Origin of the sequence: Pseudomonas frederiksbergensis (assembly GCF_900105495.1) — a bacterium.
Classification (GTDB): Bacteria; Pseudomonadota; Gammaproteobacteria; order Pseudomonadales; family Pseudomonadaceae; genus Aquipseudomonas; species Aquipseudomonas frederiksbergensis.
This window is the reverse complement of sequence record NZ_FNTF01000002.1, coordinates 675,495-692,455: the sequence shown is the minus strand read 5'-3', so window position 1 is coordinate 692,455 and position 16,961 is coordinate 675,495. Positions and strand designations below refer to the sequence as shown.

The 16,961-nt window shown below is 58.8% G+C and carries 13 protein-coding genes; 8 read left to right on the top strand and 5 right to left on the bottom strand.

Annotated elements, in window-relative coordinates; translation table 11 throughout:
- Positions 1-2,874, top strand: a complete 2,874-nt coding sequence (gene gcvP / locus BLW70_RS03830) for an aminomethyl-transferring glycine dehydrogenase (protein ID WP_074871815.1) — start codon at positions 1-3, stop codon at positions 2,872-2,874.
- 177 nt (positions 2,875-3,051) lie between these two features.
- Here gcvP and BLW70_RS03825 read toward each other — a convergent pair whose 3' ends face one another.
- From BLW70_RS03825 to BLW70_RS03815, 3 genes are all read right to left on the bottom strand, one after another.
- Positions 3,052-3,369 carry a DUF2388 domain-containing protein gene (locus BLW70_RS03825; protein ID WP_074871813.1) on the bottom strand — a complete coding sequence of 106 codons (318 nt, stop codon included), beginning with the start codon at positions 3,367-3,369 and terminating at the stop codon, positions 3,052-3,054.
- A gap of 72 nt (positions 3,370-3,441) precedes the next feature.
- Complete coding sequence (locus BLW70_RS03820) at positions 3,442-5,226, bottom strand: type IV pilus assembly ATPase TfpB (RefSeq protein ID WP_074871812.1); 1,785 nt, start codon at positions 5,224-5,226, stop codon at positions 3,442-3,444.
- A 90-nt stretch (positions 5,227-5,316) separates the two neighbouring features.
- A complete protein-coding gene (locus BLW70_RS03815) occupies positions 5,317-5,655 on the bottom strand; it encodes a hypothetical protein (protein ID WP_074871810.1) in 339 nt (112 codons plus the stop codon).
- A gap of 125 nt (positions 5,656-5,780) precedes the next feature.
- Between BLW70_RS03815 and BLW70_RS03810 the strand changes: the two genes are divergently transcribed.
- Positions 5,781-6,251: an Lrp/AsnC family transcriptional regulator gene (locus BLW70_RS03810; protein ID WP_018927598.1), complete on the top strand. Its 471-nt coding sequence runs from the start codon at positions 5,781-5,783 to the stop codon at positions 6,249-6,251.
- Between the two features lie 126 nt (positions 6,252-6,377).
- Here BLW70_RS03810 and BLW70_RS03805 read toward each other — a convergent pair whose 3' ends face one another.
- Entirely contained in the window at positions 6,378-7,745 is a 1,368-nt protein-coding gene (locus BLW70_RS03805) for a CYTH domain-containing protein (protein ID WP_074871808.1), read from the bottom strand.
- A 157-nt stretch (positions 7,746-7,902) separates the two neighbouring features.
- Between BLW70_RS03805 and argE the strand changes: the two genes are divergently transcribed.
- Both argE and argA read left to right on the top strand, forming a co-directional pair.
- Positions 7,903-9,072 (top strand): acetylornithine deacetylase, encoded by a 1,170-nt coding sequence (argE, locus tag BLW70_RS03800; RefSeq protein ID WP_074871807.1) that lies wholly within the window; start codon positions 7,903-7,905, stop codon positions 9,070-9,072.
- A gap of 265 nt (positions 9,073-9,337) precedes the next feature.
- Positions 9,338-10,636 (top strand): amino-acid N-acetyltransferase, encoded by a 1,299-nt coding sequence (gene argA, locus BLW70_RS03795; RefSeq protein WP_074871805.1) that lies wholly within the window; start codon positions 9,338-9,340, stop codon positions 10,634-10,636.
- A 133-nt stretch (positions 10,637-10,769) separates the two neighbouring features.
- Here the strand turns inward: argA and tauA are convergent, their stop codons facing one another.
- The gene (tauA, locus tag BLW70_RS03790) at positions 10,770-11,759 is read right to left on the bottom strand and encodes a taurine ABC transporter substrate-binding protein (protein WP_074871803.1); all 990 of its coding nucleotides are present in this window, start codon (positions 11,757-11,759) and stop codon (positions 10,770-10,772) included.
- Positions 11,760-12,109: 350 nt separating this feature from the next.
- Between tauA and BLW70_RS03785 the strand changes: the two genes are divergently transcribed.
- The 4 genes from BLW70_RS03785 to ssuE all read left to right on the top strand — a co-directional run bounded on the left by BLW70_RS03785 (position 12,110) and on the right by ssuE (position 16,899).
- Entirely contained in the window at positions 12,110-13,441 is a 1,332-nt protein-coding gene (locus tag BLW70_RS03785) for an OprD family outer membrane porin (RefSeq protein ID WP_074871802.1), read from the top strand.
- A 348-nt stretch (positions 13,442-13,789) separates the two neighbouring features.
- Positions 13,790-15,133 carry an OprD family porin gene (locus tag BLW70_RS03780; RefSeq protein WP_074871800.1) on the top strand — a complete coding sequence of 448 codons (1,344 nt, stop codon included), beginning with the start codon at positions 13,790-13,792 and terminating at the stop codon, positions 15,131-15,133.
- Between the two features lie 296 nt (positions 15,134-15,429).
- Positions 15,430-16,068, top strand: coding sequence for a peroxiredoxin (locus BLW70_RS03775; protein WP_046053759.1), 639 nt, complete (start codon positions 15,430-15,432; stop codon positions 16,066-16,068).
- A 237-nt stretch (positions 16,069-16,305) separates the two neighbouring features.
- Positions 16,306-16,899, top strand: a complete 594-nt coding sequence (gene ssuE, locus BLW70_RS03770) for an NADPH-dependent FMN reductase (RefSeq protein WP_074871799.1) — start codon at positions 16,306-16,308, stop codon at positions 16,897-16,899.
- Positions 16,900-16,961 lie beyond the last annotated feature (62 nt).

Sequence of the window (16,961 nt, the reverse complement as noted above, 5' to 3'; positions counted from 1 at the left end):
ATGTCCCAGTTGCCGTCCTTGAGCCAGTTACGCGACCCCAATGCCTTTCTTCGCCGTCACCTCGGGCCCGATGCCGCCGAGCAACAGGCGATGCTCGACAGCCTCGGACTTGGCAGCCGAGTCGAGTTGATCGAGCAGACGGTGCCGCCAGGAATCCGTCTGAACAGGCCGCTCGACCTGCCACCCGCTCTCGACGAAGAAGCCGCGCTGGCCAAACTGCGCGGTTATGCCGAGCAAAACCAGGTGTGGACCAGCCTGATCGGCATGGGCTACCACGGCACCCTCACGCCACCCGTCATTGTGCGCAACGTGCTGGAAAATCCCGGTTGGTACACCGCGTACACGCCCTATCAACCAGAGATCGCCCAGGGCCGGCTCGAAGCGCTGCTGAACTTCCAGCAATTGACCATCGACCTCACAGGCCTGGAACTGGCCAACGCCTCGCTGCTGGACGAAGCCACGGCGGCGGCGGAGGCCATGGCACTGGCCAAGCGGGTCGCCAAGTCCAGAAGCAATCTGTTCTTCGTCGACGAAAACTGTCATCCGCAGACTATTTCCGTGGTGCAGACCCGAGCAGAAGGGTTCGGCTTCGAGCTGATCATCGACACTGTGGATAACTTGAAACAGCACCAGGTATTCGGCGCGCTCCTGCAATATCCCGATACCCACGGTGAAATCCGCGACCTTCGTCCCTTGATCGATCATCTGCATGCGCAGCAAGCCCTGGCGTGTGTCGCCACCGATCTGTTGAGTCTGCTGTTGCTGACCCCGCCGGGGGAGTTGGGCGCCGACGTGGTGTTCGGTTCCTCCCAGCGTTTTGGCGTGCCCATGGGTTACGGCGGCCCTCACGCGGCGTTTTTTGCCAGTCGCGATGAATACAAACGGGCGATTCCCGGGCGAATCATCGGCGTGTCGAAGGATGCTCGCGGCAACGTCGCTTTGCGCATGGCCCTGCAAACCCGCGAACAACATATCCGCCGGGAGAAAGCCAACTCGAACATCTGCACCGCTCAGGTACTGCTGGCCAACATTGCCAGTTTCTATGCGGTCTACCACGGTCCGGAAGGGCTCAAACGCATTGCCCAACGCGTCCATCGGCTGACCTGCATCCTCGCCGCTGGCCTGGAGCGCCACGGCATCACCCGCCTCAACACGCACTTTTTCGACACGCTGACGCTGGAAGTCGGGGGTACTCAGACCGCAATCATCGAAAGCGCCCAGGCTGCTCAGATCAACCTGCGCATTCTCGGGCGTGGGCAGTTGGGGCTGAGTCTCGATGAAACCTCTGACGAATCCACCGTCGCCAAGTTGTTTGATGTATTCCTCGGTTCCGATCATGGGCTCAACGTCGACGAACTGGACGCCGAAACCCTTGATTCCGGCATTCCTGCCGGTCTGCTGCGTACCTCGCCTTATCTGCGTCATCCGGTGTTCAGCGCCCATCACAGCGAAACCGAGATGCTGCGCTACCTCAAGCAGCTGGAGAACAAGGACCTGGCGCTCAATCAATCGATGATCCCGCTGGGCTCCTGCACCATGAAGCTCAACGCCACCAGCGAGATGATCCCGATCACGTGGCCGCAGTTCGCCAACCTGCACCCGTTTGTGCCGAAAGAGCAGGCGATCGGTTATTCGCTGATGATCGAAGAACTGGAGCGCTGGCTCTGCGCGATTACCGGTTTCGACGCGATCTGCATGCAACCCAACTCTGGCGCCCAAGGCGAGTACGCCGGGTTGCTGGCGATCCGCAAATATCACGAGAGTCGTCATGAGGGCGCGCGGGATATTTGCCTGATCCCGTCCTCGGCCCACGGCACCAACCCGGCGTCGGCGCAGATGGCCGGGATGCGGGTGGTGATCGTCGAGTGTGACGAGGCGGGCAACGTTGATCTGGATGACCTTAAAGGCAAAGCAGCCGAGGCGGGCGACAAACTCGCCTGCCTGATGGCGACGTATCCTTCGACCCACGGCGTATACGAGGAAGGCATCAGCGAAATCTGCGAAGTTATCCACAGCCACGGCGGCCAGGTGTACATGGATGGCGCCAACCTTAACGCGCAGGTCGGACTGGCGCGCCCGGCGGACATTGGTGCCGACGTGTCCCACATGAACCTGCACAAGACTTTCTGCATTCCCCATGGTGGCGGCGGGCCGGGCATGGGGCCGATTGGTGTGCGCGCGCATCTGGCGCCGTTCGTGGCCAACCACCCGGTGGTGCCGATCGAAGGGCCACTGGCGCAAAACGGCGCAGTCAGTGCGGCGCCTTGGGGCAGTGCGAGCATCCTGCCGATCAGCTGGATGTACATCGCGATGATGGGGCCGCAACTGGCGGATGCCAGTGAGGTGGCGATCCTCGCCGCGAATTACCTGGCGCAGCACTTGTCCGGGGCGTTTCCGGTGCTTTACACCGGGCGCAACGAGCGGGTGGCTCACGAATGCATTCTTGACCTGCGGCCACTCAAGACGCTGACCGGAATCAGCGAGGAGGACGTCGCCAAGCGGCTGATGGACTACGGCTTCCATGCGCCGACCATGTCGTTTCCTGTACCGGGGACGTTGATGGTGGAACCGACCGAAAGTGAATCCAAGGCAGAACTGGACCGGTTTATCGGGGCGATGCTGAGTATCCGCGCGGAAATCACCGAGGTGCAGAACGGCAACTGGCCAGCCGATGACAACCCGCTGAAACGTTCGCCGCATACCCTGGCGGATATCACCGGGGTTTGGGAACGGTCCTACAGCATCGAGCAGGCGGTGACACCGGATGCTCACACCAAGGCGCACAAGTACTGGCCGGTGGTGAACCGTGTCGATAACGTTTACGGCGATCGGAACCTGTTTTGCGCTTGCGTCCCGGTGGATGATTACCGCTGATCTCACGGGAGATACAAATCCACTGTGGGAGCGAGCCTGCTCGCGATAGCGGTGTGACAGTCGTGGATGATTTCGACTGATCTACCGCTATCGCGAGCAGGCTCGCTCCCACAGGGTTTTGTATCAGGCATAAAAAATGCCGCTCATGGGAGCGGCATTTTTGTTCAGCGGTAAATCTTAATTCGACGCGACGGCATTCTTCGCCAGGATCGCGTTCGCCAGTTCCATGTCCGTGGCTTGCAGGCCAGGGTTGTCGGCACGGACTTTCTGCATCGCGGCCTCCAGGTATGGACCGCGAATGCCGCCGTCGCTGGCGACAAAGCTGCCGGCATCGTCCTGGGCAGCAACGATCAGTTTGTGATCCTTGAACGTCAGGTAGGTCGAACCGGTGGTCGCACCGGATGAGATGACGTTACGCCAAAAGCTATCAGCCATCGCCGAACCGACAGGAAGGGACAACAAGGCGATGGTAGCGACAGCAAGTTTGAAACGCATATTGGGTGACTCCACTGGTTAACTACGGCCTTTGATTGCCAATTCCCCAATCGAGTTCCATAGCGGCCGCGCCTACTTTTGCTCGCTCTGCGGCGTTACCCGCAACACCTCCTCAATCGTCGTCAAACCCGCCGCCACTTTCTGCGCGCCTGACAATCGCAAGCTGCGCATGCCTTCCTTGAACGCCTGTCGCCGCACGGCCAGCAAATCGGTGTCGGGGCTGATCAGCGCTTTGACGCCGTCCGTCAGCTGCATGATTTCGTAGACCCCGGCGCGGCCGCGGTAACCGGTATCGCGGCATTCAAGGCAACCGATGGCACGATGTGCGTTGTGCGGCAACGGTGCCTGCCAGGGCCGCGTCAGGGTTTGCCAGTCTTCTTCACCCAGGGTCAGCGGCGCCTTGCAATGCGGGCACAAGGTGCGGACCAGGCGCTGGGCCATGACGCCAAGCACCGTGGCTTTGATCAGGTAATGCGGCACGCCCAGTTCCAGCAAGCGGCTGATTGCGCTCGGCGCATCGTTGGTGTGCAGCGTCGAGAGCACCAAGTGGCCAGTGAGCGCAGCCTGGATCGCCATTTCAGCGGTTTCCAGATCACGGATCTCACCGATCATGATGATGTCGGGATCCTGCCGCATCAGCGCGCGCACACCGGCGGCGAAGGTCAGGTCGATGTTGTGCTGGACCTGCATCTGGTTGAACGCCGGCTCGACCATTTCGATCGGGTCTTCGATGGTGCAGAGGTTGACCTCCGGCGTCGCCAGTTTCTTCAGGGTGGTGTACAGCGTGGTGGTCTTGCCGGAACCGGTCGGCCCGGTGACCAGGATGATGCCGTTGGGCTGGCTCGTCATGTCCTGCCAGCGGCGCAAGTCATCGGCGGAGAAGCCCAACTGATCGAAGTTCTTGAGCAGTACTTCCGGGTCGAAGATCCGCATGACCATTTTTTCGCCGAACGCAGTGGGTAATGTCGACAGCCGCAGCTCGACTTCGCCACCGCCCGGGGTCTTGGTTTTCACCCGGCCGTCCTGGGGTTTGCGTTTTTCTGCGACGTTCATCCGCCCCAGGCTTTTCAGGCGGCTGACGATGGCCATGGTCACTTGCGGCGGGAATTGATAGACGTTGTGCAGCACGCCGTCGATGCGAAAGCGCACCGTGCCTTGTTCGCGCCGGGGTTCGATGTGGATGTCACTGGCGCGTTGCTGGAACGCGTACTGAAACAGCCAATCGACGATGTTGACGATGTGCGCGTCGTTGGCGTCCGGTTCCTGGTCGCTGGCGCCGAGGTTGAGCAACTGCTCGAAATTGCCCAGGGTGTTCATCTGCTGATCGGCGTTGGTCGCGCCGCTGACCGATTTGGCCAGGCGGAAAAACTCCACGCTGAAGCGCTGGATATCCACCGGGTTGGCAACCACACGCTTGATCGGCAGCTTCAGCACATGGGTCAGGTCGGCTTCCCAACCGGTGACGTAGGGCTGGGCGCTGGCCACGGTCACCGCGTCGCGGTCGATGGACACCGCCAGAATCTTGTGGCGCTGGGCGAAGGCGTAGGACATCAGCGGCGTAATCGCTGCAACGTTGATTTTCAGCGGATCGATACGAAGATAAGGCTGACCGGCCTGTTGCGACAGCCACAGGGTCAGGCTTTCCAGATCAAGGTGTTTACCGGGACGGCTGAGATCGTCCAGCAGTTGGCTGGCAATGAATTCCAGCGGGTGCATCTGGCCATTGGCAGCGTGACGGCGTCGAGCATTGAGCGCGTGTTCGGCCGAGTCCTGGCTGATGAAACCTTGGGCGACCAGTTCACGCAGCAAATCATTGAGATCCAGCCAGCGGTCCTGAATGGCAAGTTGAACGGACATGCGGGCTCCTCATGAACAACAGTTCGCAAAGGATAGTCGCGGACCCGCAGACCGTTGGGCCACTACGCGACGAAGCCGTGTCGAGTTTTTTCAGCCCGCCGCCTGAGCCGGTTCATTCCACATGCAATCAACCGCTTGCAGATCAACCGAACAGACGCTGATCAGGTTACGTAATTTTTCTGCGATCACCTGGGCGCGGTGCCAGCTCAGGCCGTCTATCACGATGGCGATCGACAACAGATCGTCCATTCGCTGCACGCTGACCTGTTGCGGTGTCAGAAACTGCAAAGCGAACAGGTTGAGCGCCCGGCACAGCAGGTCGGGTTCGGCCTCGGCTAACAGTTGATAGTGCACGCGGCAGTGGGCGTTGCTGACGTTCCAGACATCGGCGCGGGTGTGCGGGGTGTTGACGGCTTCTAGATGCGGCATGCTCGTTCTCCAAACTGGTGGAGGAATTTTTACATTCGGTGCCGGGCATTTCTTATCTATGATTGGGCATATTGGCGATTGTTTGAATTGCTCGATTCGGTAAGTTATCAATTTAAGGTTTTTTTATGCATAGCGAATTGGATGGCTACGACCGCAAGATTCTCGCGTTGCTGCAAGAGGACGCTTCGCTTTCCAGTGCACAGATTGCCGAACAGGTGGGGCTGTCGCAGTCGCCGTGCTGGCGGCGGATTCAGCGGATGAAGGAGGAGGGGATCATTCGCGGGCAGGTGACCTTGCTTGACCGGAAGAAAATCGGGCTTAACACGCAGATCTTCGCCGAAATCAAACTCAACGCTCACGGGCGATCGAACTTCACCGAATTCACCGAGGCGATTCGCGGTTTTCCCGAAGTGCTGGAGTGTTATGTGCTGATGGGGTCGGTGGATTTCTTGCTGCGGATTGTGACGGCGGACATCGAGGCGTATGAGCGCTTCTTCTTCGAGAAGCTGTCGATGGTGCCGGGGATCCAGGAGGTGAACTCGATTGTGGCGTTGTCGGAGATCAAATCAACGACGAGTTTGCCGGTGTTGCGCTGACCCTACACTGATCGTTCCCACGCTCCTGCGTGGGAATGCAGCCTGTGACGCTCCGCGTCACCTGGACGCGGAGCGTCCCTTGAGGCATTCCCACGCAGAGCGTGGGAACGATCATCATCGCGAGATTTACATGCGCAGCAGCATTTTCCAGGCACGATTCTGATACACCGCAATCGCCTGCTGCTTACGCGCATCCAGCGATTCATCGGTGATCGGCTCGTTGGCCAATTGAGCAAGCTGTTTCAGCTCACCGTACAGGCGATCCATTTCCGGGATGTCCAGCACGTTGCGGGCGTGGTGCAGCCAGGCCTGGATGCGCTCGATACGCGGCAGTTGCTCGGCCAGGTCTTCCGGTTGTTGCTGATAACGCTGCAGTTGCAGGGAAGTCGCTTCCTCGCCCAGCAGACGCGGCAGCCAGCTACCCAATTGCGCAGCGCCCTGGCGATTGCCGCGGACGTTGCGATCGGCAGCCCAGGTGCGGGCCAGCAACCAGCGCGAAGTGTTCAACGAGAACAAGCCCCAGCGCGGATCTTCCAGTTCTTCGAGGAACTGCTCCGGCGCGGCTTTGCGCACGTCTTCGTCATCGATACCGGCCTGTACCAGCGGACGCCAGTCTTCGAGCAAGGCGTCCAGCGCGACGCGCAGATCGTGCGTTGACTGACGTGGCGCGGCTTGGCCCAGGCTGCTCAGCAGCGCGCGCAATTCAGCCAGGTTTTCGACCCAGTCCTGCAACAGGCGCCAGTGGCCATTGAAGCGATACTGCTCGGCCAGGCGCTGGCTGCTGCTCAGCAAGTGCCAGCTCAGCGCGGCAAAAGCGTCGTCCAGCGGCATTTCGGCAGTGATCTGCGGCGCCGGCAGGCTCAACGAATAGCTGTTGGCGTCGTACAAGCGATAACCGCGCTCGGCCTTGCTGATGTCACATGGCATCAGGGCCAGGGTCGCGGCCAGTTCGGCGGCCAGTTCCAGCAGTGCGGCCGGCTCGCCTTCGCGCAGTTCCAGTTCCAGCTCGCAGATTTCTTCTTTCTGCTTGCCCACGATCACATGTCCCAGGTCCAGTGCGGCTTCGATCACCACTTTGGTCTTGCCACGGCCCCAGGCGATTTCCGCGCGTTCGCGGACGAAATCGGTGGTGAAGATCGGCTTGAGGGTTTTCTTGTCCAGCTCGGCCAATTCTTCAGGCCAGCATTCGCCGTCGAGTTTCTTCACGTCGAGCTTGGCTTTGGGCAGGTTCCAGTCGTATTCGTTACGCTCGGACAAACCGGCGACGCTCTGGCCGCGGGTCTTGAGGGTCTGAATCACTTCTTCGCCATCGCGGCGCAGGCGCAGGGCAACCTTGGCGCGGGCCAGGTCGCGCTCAGGCGTGTCGAAGTACTGGTTCATCAACTCACGGCGTTCCCAGCCACTTTTGTTGCGTTTTTTCAGGAGCGGGTGCTCGCGCAGGGCAGCGAGCGTTTCTCGGCTGACGCGGAGTTTGATTTCGGTTTCTTTCTGCATGGCCGGAAAATCCAGGATCGGGAGCGCAGCCGGGGGAAATGTGTGGCTGCCAAGGTCGTGCAGTGTACAGGACTCCTCCGAGATAGGGTCCGCGACGGTTTATTCCTGTCGCCGGATGGTTCTATGATGGAGTTCAAATCGGGAGTTGGAGTCAGCGATGCCTTTGCCGTCCATGAAAGATCAGTTCGCTGCGCTGATCGCCGCGCCGTCCGTCAGCTGTACGCAGGCCCGCCTCGATCAATCCAACCGACCGGTGATTGATTTGCTGGCGACGTGGCTCGGCGATCTGGGTTTTGCCTGCGACATCCAGCAGGTCAGCCCCGGCAAATTCAATCTGCTGGCCAGTTTCGGCTCCGGCCCCGGTGGCCTGGTGCTGGCCGGTCACAGCGACACCGTGCCATTCGATGGTGCGCTGTGGCAGACCGATCCGCTGAAACTGACCGAAGTCGACGGCCGCTGGGTCGGGCTGGGCAGTTGCGACATGAAGGGCTTTTTCGCGCTGGCCATCGAGGCCGTCATACCGCTGCTCGATCAGCCGTTCAAGCAACCGCTGCTGATCCTCGCCACCTGCGATGAAGAAAGCTCGATGTCCGGCGCTCGCGCCCTGGCCGAAGCCGGGCGGCCGCTCGGTCGTGCGGCGGTGATCGGCGAGCCGACCGGGCTCAAGCCGATCCGCATGCACAAAGGCATCATGATGGAGCGCATCGACATCCTCGGTCAGAGCGGCCACTCCTCGGATCCGCGACTGGGTCACAGCGCCCTCGAAGCCATGCACGATGCCATCGGTGAACTGCGTGGTTTGCGATTGGCATGGCAGCGTGAGTTCCGTAATCCACAGTTCAGCGTGCCGACGCCGACCCTGAATTTCGGCTGCATCCATGGTGGCGATAATCCCAACCGTATTTGCGGCCAGTGCTCGCTGGAATTCGATCTGCGTCCATTGCCGGGCATGGACCCCAATGCCCTGCGTGCGCAGATTCTGCAGAAGCTCAAGCCCATTGCCGAGTGGCATCAGGTGAAGATCGATTACGCGCCACTGTTCCCCGAAGTGCCGCCGTTCGAGCAGGCCGAGGACGCCGAATTGGTCCGTGTCGCGGAAAAGCTCACCGGCCATCGTGCCGAAGCAGTGGCGTTTGGCACCGAAGCGCCTTATCTTCAGCGTCTTGGCTGCGAAACCCTGGTGCTCGGCCCTGGCGACATCGCCTGTGCGCACCAACCGGGGGAATACCTCGAAATGTCACGTTTGCAGCCTACGGTGCATCTATTACGTCAACTGATTGAACATTACTGCCTGACACCGGCCAAAACGCCAATGCCAGTCGGTTGAGCGAGATCCCTGTGGGAGTGAGCCTGCTCGCGATAGCGGTGTGTCAGATACTTCAGTATCGACTGACATTCCGCTATCGCGAGCAGGCTCACTCCCACAGGGGCTGTGTCACGGCTGGCAAGCCTCGTAAATTGCCGGTGTCCCAACCCGTATTCATGAGGAGAGCGCGCGTGTCGCCAAGCCTGTTCCGACGATAACCATCAGCCCGCTGTGCGTTTTCTGTTTCGCCCATTTTTTGGCTGCTATTTATTACAGGCCCAGGTTCATGCCCGAATACGTTAATTGGCTTCGTCACGCTTCGCCTTACATCAACGCCCACCGTGATTGCACGTTCGTCGTCATGCTGCCCGGCGACGGCGTGGAGCACCCGAACTTCGGCAATATCGTCCACGACCTGGTGCTGTTGCACAGTCTGGGCGTGCGGCTGGTGCTGGTTCACGGTTCCCGTCCGCAAATTGAAACCCGCCTCGCTGCACGCGGCCTGACCCCGCATTACCACCACGGCATGCGCATCACCGATGCCGCAACGCTGGAATGTGTGATCGATGCGGTAGGCCAGCTGCGCATCGCCATCGAAGCGCGGCTGTCGATGGACATGGCTTCATCGCCAATGCAGGGCTCGCGTTTGCGGGTGGCCAGCGGCAACCTGGTGACGGCGCGGCCGATTGGCGTGCTGGAAGGTGTCGACTATCACCACACCGGCGAAGTGCGTCGGGTCGACCGCAAGGGCATCAATCGCCTGCTGGATGAGCGTTCCATCGTGCTGCTGTCGCCGCTGGGTTACTCGCCGACCGGTGAAATTTTCAACCTCGCGTGCGAAGACGTCGCCACCCGCGCGGCCATCGATCTGGGGGCGGACAAGCTGCTGTTGTTCGGCGCCGACCTCGGCCTGATCGATGAAAACGGTCGCCTGGTTCGTGAGCTGCGTCCGCAACAGGTGCCGGCGCATTTGCAGCGACTGGGCAGCAACTATCAAGCAGAGCTGTTGGATGCGGCTGCCGAGGCCTGCCGCGGTGGTGTGGCGCGCAGTCATATCGTCAGCTACGCCGAAGACGGCGCGCTGCTGACCGAACTGTTCACCCGCGACGGTGGCGGTACGCTGGTGGCCCAGGAGCAATTCGAGATTGTCCGCGAAGCGGCCATCGAAGACGTCGGTGGTTTGCTGGATTTGATCAGCCCGTTGGAAGAGCAGGGCATTCTGGTGCGGCGTTCCCGCGAGGTGCTGGAGCGTGAGATCGAGCAGTTCAGCGTGGTCGAGCGCGAAGGCATGATCATCGCGTGTGCGGCGCTGTATCAGATTGCTGATTCGGATGCGGGGGAGTTGGCGTGTCTGGCGGTGAACCCGGAGTATCGCCATGGCGGTCGTGGAGATGAGCTGCTGGAGCGCATCGAAACCCGCGCCCGGGCGCAGGGGCTGAAAACCCTGTTCGTACTGACGACCCGCACCGCTCACTGGTTTCGCGAGCGTGGGTTTGTGCCGAGCAGCGTTGAACGTCTGCCATCAGCGCGTGCGTCGCTGTACAACTACCAGCGTAATTCGAAGATCTTCGAAAAAACCCTGTGACCTGATCGTTCCCACGCTCTGCGTGGGAATGTAGCCCGGGACGCTCCGCGTCCCATCCAGAGCCGAACGCGGAGCGTCCGTTGAGGCATTCCCACGCGGAGCGTGGGAACGATCATCACAGGTTTTCAGCCTGTTACTCAGTGACAAACTTCGCGCTGACATACGGCGAATAATCCGGCAGCACCGTCTCGACCTTCCCCTGTTCCTTCAAGAACTTCGCCGTCTCGCCAATCGCCTTGGCCGTGCCGCCGTTCAGCAACGCAGCGGTCTGTTGAGCCTTAGCGTCCGGGAACGTGGAACCGGCCAGCAACTCCGGCACATCCACAGCATTGGCACCGGTCAGTTTGGCGATTTTTTGCACCGGTACCGAGTCGGCAGTCCAGCTGTCCTTATGCGCGGCATAGTCGGCGAAAGAGTCCAGCGTGACCTTGGCGAATCTGGCCACAACCTCTGGGTGCTTCTCGGCGTAATCCTTGCGCGCGACCCAGACCTCGAAGGTCGGTGCTCCCCATTGGCCGACCTGTGCCGCGTCGGTCAACGTCTTGCCAGTCTTGCGAATTTCCCCCAGCGCCGGCGACCAGACAAACGCCCCATCGATATCACCGCGCTTCCACGCGGCAGCAATTTCCGCTGGCTGTAAATTCACCACTTTGACTTTCGAGGCATCCAGGCCCCAGTGCTTCAACGCACCCAGCAAACTGTAATGGGAGGTTGAAACGAAGGGTGTGGCGATGGTCTTGCCGATCAAATCTTCCGGTTTATCAATACCGCTGTCGTTGCGTACCACCAGTGCTTCAGCGGCGTTGATCTGGGCGGAAACAATAAACGCAACGATTGGCAGATTGCGCGAAGCGGCGGCAGCCAGCGGACTGGAGCCGAGATTACCAATCTGCACGTCGCCGGAAGCGATGGCTGTAACCACTTCCGGGCCGCTATTGAAACGACGCCAGTCAATTTTCTGACCCAGGGTTTTCTCGTACAGTCCGTCTGCCTGGGGGACTTTGCTGGGGTCGATACCGGTTTGATAACCGATCGTGAGGTTCGCCGCCTGAGCGCTGACGGAAATTAATAGCGATACACAAACTGTAACAATTGGACCGGATAGTGCGCGTTTGGTCGTCATGGCGCTGCCTTTCGATAGGGATTGATCGTGTGTGGCATCAAGCTAATCGATCTAAAAAAAGGCTAATAAATACCATTTAGGAATTAGCTTATGAGTCGGTGACCGTGTCCCGACTCAAGGGAGAGTTCGGAGCTAAATTCCTGAACAGTATGAAAAAGAACGGGGTGATTCTTTTTGGGTTTAAGGCCCGAAAAGGAAGGGATTTAGAGAGGGGTTAGACCATGGTCGTAGACACACGAAGTTACGATTGACTTGTGAGTCACGGTCTGGCGCTAATCGCGGATCTTAGGAGCCCGGGCGAACGACCCAGGACCAGGAACACAAGAATTAGAAACGAGAGGAGCGAAACAATGAACAAGTCCACCTTGGCTCTGGCCGTGGCTGTAGGGGTTTTGGCGCAGCAGGCAGGCGCCGCCGGTTTCCTGGAAGACAGCAAGGCTTCCGTCAGTTCCCGCACCATGTATTTCAACGACGATAACCGTGATGCCGGTGGCTCGGATCAGAGAGAGAGCGGTGAAGGCCTCAAGTTCGATTATCTGTCCGGTTTCACCCAAGGGACGGTCGGTTTCGGTATCGACGCCCAGGCCCTTGTGGGTATCCATCTGGACGGCGGCAAAGGTCACCACCCAGCCAACAACAACACGTTCTTCCCAAGCGACACCGATGGTTCGGCCGTGCACGAGTGGAGCCGCGCGGCAGCCAACGTCAAGGCCCGCTTCTCGAAGACCGAAGCCCACCTGGGTGGCGCGCTGCAACCGAACATGCCGATCCTGGTTGCGAACGACAGCCGCCTGCTGCCACAGACCTTTGACGGTGGCACCCTCACCTCGAAGGAAATCGACAACGTAACCCTCAATGTGGGTCAGTTGGAGCACTCGGCGGGTCGCGCTTCTTCAAACTCCACCGGCCTGGCCGTGGCTGGCGGTACTCAGGACAGCAACCAGTTCCGCTACGCCGGTGCTGACTGGAAGGTCACCAAGGACCTCACCCTGCAGTACTACCACTCGAATCTGAAGGATTACTACAAGCAGGACTTCCTTGGCTTGATTCACGTTTTTCCGATCGACGCCAAACAGTCCTTCAAGACGGACCTGCGCTATTTTGACAGCGGCTCCGATGGCAAGAACGGCGATCCCGGTTACCGCTTCAACAACAACGGTGGTTTCGCCAAGACGCCAGGCGAGGTCGATAACAAGACCTGGAGCGCCATGTTCACCTACACCCTGGGTGGCAACGCTTTCCTGCTTGGTCACCAACGCGTCAATGATGACGGCGGTTTCGTCTACCTGAACCAGGGCAACGTGGTCGACAGCAATGGTCGTCCGGAAGCCAACGGAGGCGCGAGCTTCTACCTGTTCACCGATGCCATGATCAACGGTTTTGTCCGTGCCGGTGAAAACACCACCTTCGGTCAATACAGCTACGACTTCGCCGCTGCGGGTGTGCCGGGTCTGAAAGCCTCGGTGGCTTACTTGAAGGGCGAAAACATCAAATCCGCAACCGGTGGCAGCGATGCGTCCGAGTGGGAGCGCGATATGCGGGTGGACTACACCATTCAGCAAGGCGCGCTCAAAGGCTTGGGCGCAACGGTGCGTCATGGCGTCTACCGTGGCGACGCTGCTGGCATTGCCGACAAGGACCAGACCCGTCTGATCTTCAACTACACCTACAGCTTCCTCTAAAAACCATCCGGAAAAGCCTCGCTGGCAAGCGAGGCTTTTTTGTGGGCTTGTATATTCCAAATAGCAATTAATCAGTAATTTATTATTCTTTTTAGCTTTTATGATAAACGCCTAAAGTGAGTGGCACAGGAGCCGATACCTTGTGTCCCGACTCAGCGTAATAGCGCGAAGCCATATTCCTGAATGGCATGAAAAAAGATGAAATAATTCTTTTTGTGTTTATTATGCGGGCCAAAATCACAGGGTCAGACCAACGCCGTAGTTATACGGTCTGGTACTCACCGAGCTTTCAGGATCCAGGGCATTCGACCCAGGACCTAAAAATTAGAAACGAGAGGAGCGAAACAAATGAACAAGTCCACCTTGGCCCTGGCTGTGGCCGTAGGGGTTGTGGCGCAGCAGGCAGGCGCCGCCGGTTTCATCGAAGACAGCAAAGCTACTTTGGGGCTGCGTAACTTCTACATCAACACCGATAACCGTAGCGGTGCTGCCGATCCAAGCAGAAACGAAGAATGGGGCCAAGGCTTCGACCTGCGCTTCATCTCCGGCTACACCCAAGGCACCGTAGGTTTTGGTATCGATGCTATCGGCCTGCTGGGTGTGCGTCTGGATTCGGGCGGCGGCACTAATGGCAACGTTAGCGCCAATGGCTCCCCTGGTAGCGCTTATGGCGGCACTGTTTTCCCAAGCGAGTCCAACGGCGAAGCGGTTGATAACTTCTCCAGCCTGGGCCTGACTGCCAAAGCCAAGATTTCCCAGACCGAACTGAAGCTGGGTACCTTGCAGCCAAAACTGCCGGTGATCGTGACCAACGACGGTCGTCTGCTGCCGCAAACTTTCCAGGGCGGCCAGATCACTTCGGGCGAGATCAAGGACCTGACATTGATCGGTGGTCAGATCGAGCACGTAAAGGGTCGTAACTCCAGCAACAATGAACAAATGTCTATCGGGGGCGCTTCCGCGCGTACCGCCAACAGCAACAAGTTCATTTACGCCGGTGGTGACTACAAGATCACCAAAGACCTGACTGCCCAGTACTACTACGGCAATCTGGAAGACTTCTACAAGCAACACTTCCTGGGTCTGGTACACAACTGGGCGATCGGTCCAGGTGTGTTGAAATCTGACCTGCGTTACTTCAACAGCTCCGATGACGGTCTCAATAGCAACACTCCGACCTATTACAGCAGCGGTAACTACAACAGCACCCCCAACGGTAAAGGCAAGGTCGACAACAACCTGTACAGCGGCCTGTTCCTGTACACCGTTGCCGGTCATACCTTCGGCGGCGGTTATCAGGTCAGCAACGGCAGCAGCGACTTCCCTTGGTTGAACCAGGGTGACGGCTCGTCGGCTTACCTGACTACCGACAGCCAGATCGCCAAGTTCGCCCGTGCCGGCGAACGTACCTGGCAGGCACGCTACTCGTATGACTTCGCCAAGGTTGGCGTGCCTGGCTTGACCGCCGGCATGGTTTACTTGCATGGCGACGACATCGATACCCGTTCCCCAGCAAGCACTGGCAGCTCCGAATGGGAACGCGATCTGACTGTTGGTTATGTCGTACCGGAAGGCCCGTTGAAAAACGTTGGCCTGATGTGGAAAAACGCTACATGGCGCACCAACATCCCGGGCCAACGCGACCAGGACGAAAACCGCCTGATCGTCAGCTACTCGATCCCGCTGTTGTAATAGCGCTCGGGTAACTGAAGTAAAAAAAAGCCCCGCCCGGCATCTCGCCGGGCGGGGCTTTTGCGTTTTCAAGTCAGGCTCACCCCCGTAAACCCTCCTCGAAATTTCCCTCTTTGTGCAGCAACTCAAGGCCTTCTCGAACCTTGAGGGCGATAGTCGTCCTGACCGCTGCCGAGGTCCAGTGAACAGTTTTTTAATATTCATTAATGATCTAAATAAATCGATATTTATTCTTTTTAATGAATAAGAAATACAGGCACAGTTGCCCTCAACAAGCACTCACCAGGAGCAGCACCATGAGCCTCAGACTGGGCGATATCGCCCCCGACTTTGAACAGGATTCCAGCGCCGGCACCCTCCGTTTCCACGAATGGCTGGGCGATAGCTGGGGCGTGCTGTTTTCCCACCCGGCGGACTTCACTCCAGTGTGCACCACCGAGTTGGGCTTCACTGCCAAGCTCAAGGACGAATTCGCCCAACGCGGCGTGAAAGCCATTGCCCTGTCCGTGGACCCGGTGGACTCGCACCACAAGTGGATCGAAGACATCAACGAAACCCAGAACACTCTCGTCAACTTCCCGATCCTTGCCGATGCCGACCGAAAGGTCTCGGACCTCTACGACCTGATCCATCCCAATGCCAACGACACCCTGACCGTGCGTTCGCTGTTCGTGATCGACCCGAACAAAAAGGTTCGGCTGACCATCACCTACCCGGCGAGCACCGGCCGTAACTTCCATGAAATTCTGCGGGTGATCGACTCGCTGCAACTCACCGACAACTACAAGGTAGCCACCCCGGCCAATTGGCAGGACGGTGATGAAGTGGTGATCGTGCCGTCGCTCAAGGACGAAGACGAAATCAACAAACGCTTTCCCAAGGGCTATCGCGCGGTGAAGCCGTACCTGCGTCTGACGCCACAACCGAACAGATAACTCAGCTGACTCTCGTTCCCACGCAGAGCGTGGGAACGATTACCACAAAGCAGGGGATTTCAGGCCGTTTATACGGCCTGTTTTTTTGCCTGGGAAAAGACATTCCTTATAGATCTGTAAGGAATAACCAAATGAATAAATATGATTTATGGATATAACAATCACCTGTTAAGGTCACTTCCATCAAAGCGAGATCGCAAGCCGCGAATCGCCCACACCGTTCAAGGAATCGTCTGAATGTTGGTTGTCTCACTCGGTGGCAGTCCTAGCCAACGCTCCCGTTCCGGGGTGCTGCTGGCACGCTCTCAACGCTGGTTGCAGGAGCAAGGTGTGGAAGTGGTGAGTTATCAGGTGCGGGACTTCCCGGCCGAGGATTTGCTGCATGCGCGCTTCGACAGCCCGAAGGTGATCGACCTGCTGCAACAGATTGAAAACGCCGATGGCCTGCTGATCGCCACGCCGGTCTACAAAGCGTCGTTCTCCGGCGCACTGAAAACTGTATTGGACCTGCTGCCCGAGCGTGCCCTGGCCCACAAAGTGGTGTTGCCAATGGCCACCGGCGGCAGCATCGCTCACATGTTGGCGGTGGACTATGCACTCAAACCGGTGCTGTCGGCGTTGAAAGCCCAGGAGATGCTCCACGGGATTTTCGCCGTAGACAGCCAGATCGCTTATGGCGAAGGCAGCGCCCAGGCGCAGTTGGCACCGGAGCTGGAAGAACGACTGAATGAATCGCTGGAGCTGTTTTTCAGCGCCATGGCCCGACGGCCCAAGCCGATCGATCCGAACCTCTTGAATGAACGTTTGTTGAGTGCTCGCTGGAGCATTTAAGCCAGCACTCAAGCCACACCTGAATTTGAAATACTCACCTTACTCAGCCGCCAACGGCCAAG

Excerpts from the sequence above, each read along its gene's own strand:
- BLW70_RS03780 (WP_074871800.1), top strand. The coding sequence starts at position 13,790 with ATGAACAAGTCCACCTTGGCCCTGGCTGTGGCCGTAGGGGTTGTGGCG.
- BLW70_RS03785 (WP_074871802.1), top strand. The coding sequence starts at position 12,110 with ATGAACAAGTCCACCTTGGCTCTGGCCGTGGCTGTAGGGGTTTTGGCG.
- BLW70_RS03810 (WP_018927598.1), top strand. The coding sequence starts at position 5,781 with ATGCATAGCGAATTGGATGGCTACGACCGCAAGATTCTCGCGTTGCTG.
- gcvP (WP_074871815.1), top strand. The coding sequence starts at position 1 with ATGTCCCAGTTGCCGTCCTTGAGCCAGTTACGCGACCCCAATGCCTTT.
- BLW70_RS03825 (WP_074871813.1), bottom strand. The coding sequence starts at position 3,369 with ATGCGTTTCAAACTTGCTGTCGCTACCATCGCCTTGTTGTCCCTTCCT.
- tauA (WP_074871803.1), bottom strand. The coding sequence starts at position 11,759 with ATGACGACCAAACGCGCACTATCCGGTCCAATTGTTACAGTTTGTGTA.
- argE (WP_074871807.1), top strand. The coding sequence starts at position 7,903 with ATGCCTTTGCCGTCCATGAAAGATCAGTTCGCTGCGCTGATCGCCGCG.
- BLW70_RS03815 (WP_074871810.1), bottom strand. The coding sequence starts at position 5,655 with ATGCCGCATCTAGAAGCCGTCAACACCCCGCACACCCGCGCCGATGTC.
- BLW70_RS03820 (WP_074871812.1), bottom strand. The coding sequence starts at position 5,226 with ATGTCCGTTCAACTTGCCATTCAGGACCGCTGGCTGGATCTCAATGAT.
- ssuE (WP_074871799.1), top strand. The coding sequence starts at position 16,306 with ATGTTGGTTGTCTCACTCGGTGGCAGTCCTAGCCAACGCTCCCGTTCC.
- argA (WP_074871805.1), top strand. The coding sequence starts at position 9,338 with ATGCCCGAATACGTTAATTGGCTTCGTCACGCTTCGCCTTACATCAAC.
- BLW70_RS03805 (WP_074871808.1), bottom strand. The coding sequence starts at position 7,745 with ATGCAGAAAGAAACCGAAATCAAACTCCGCGTCAGCCGAGAAACGCTC.
- BLW70_RS03775 (WP_046053759.1), top strand. The coding sequence starts at position 15,430 with ATGAGCCTCAGACTGGGCGATATCGCCCCCGACTTTGAACAGGATTCC.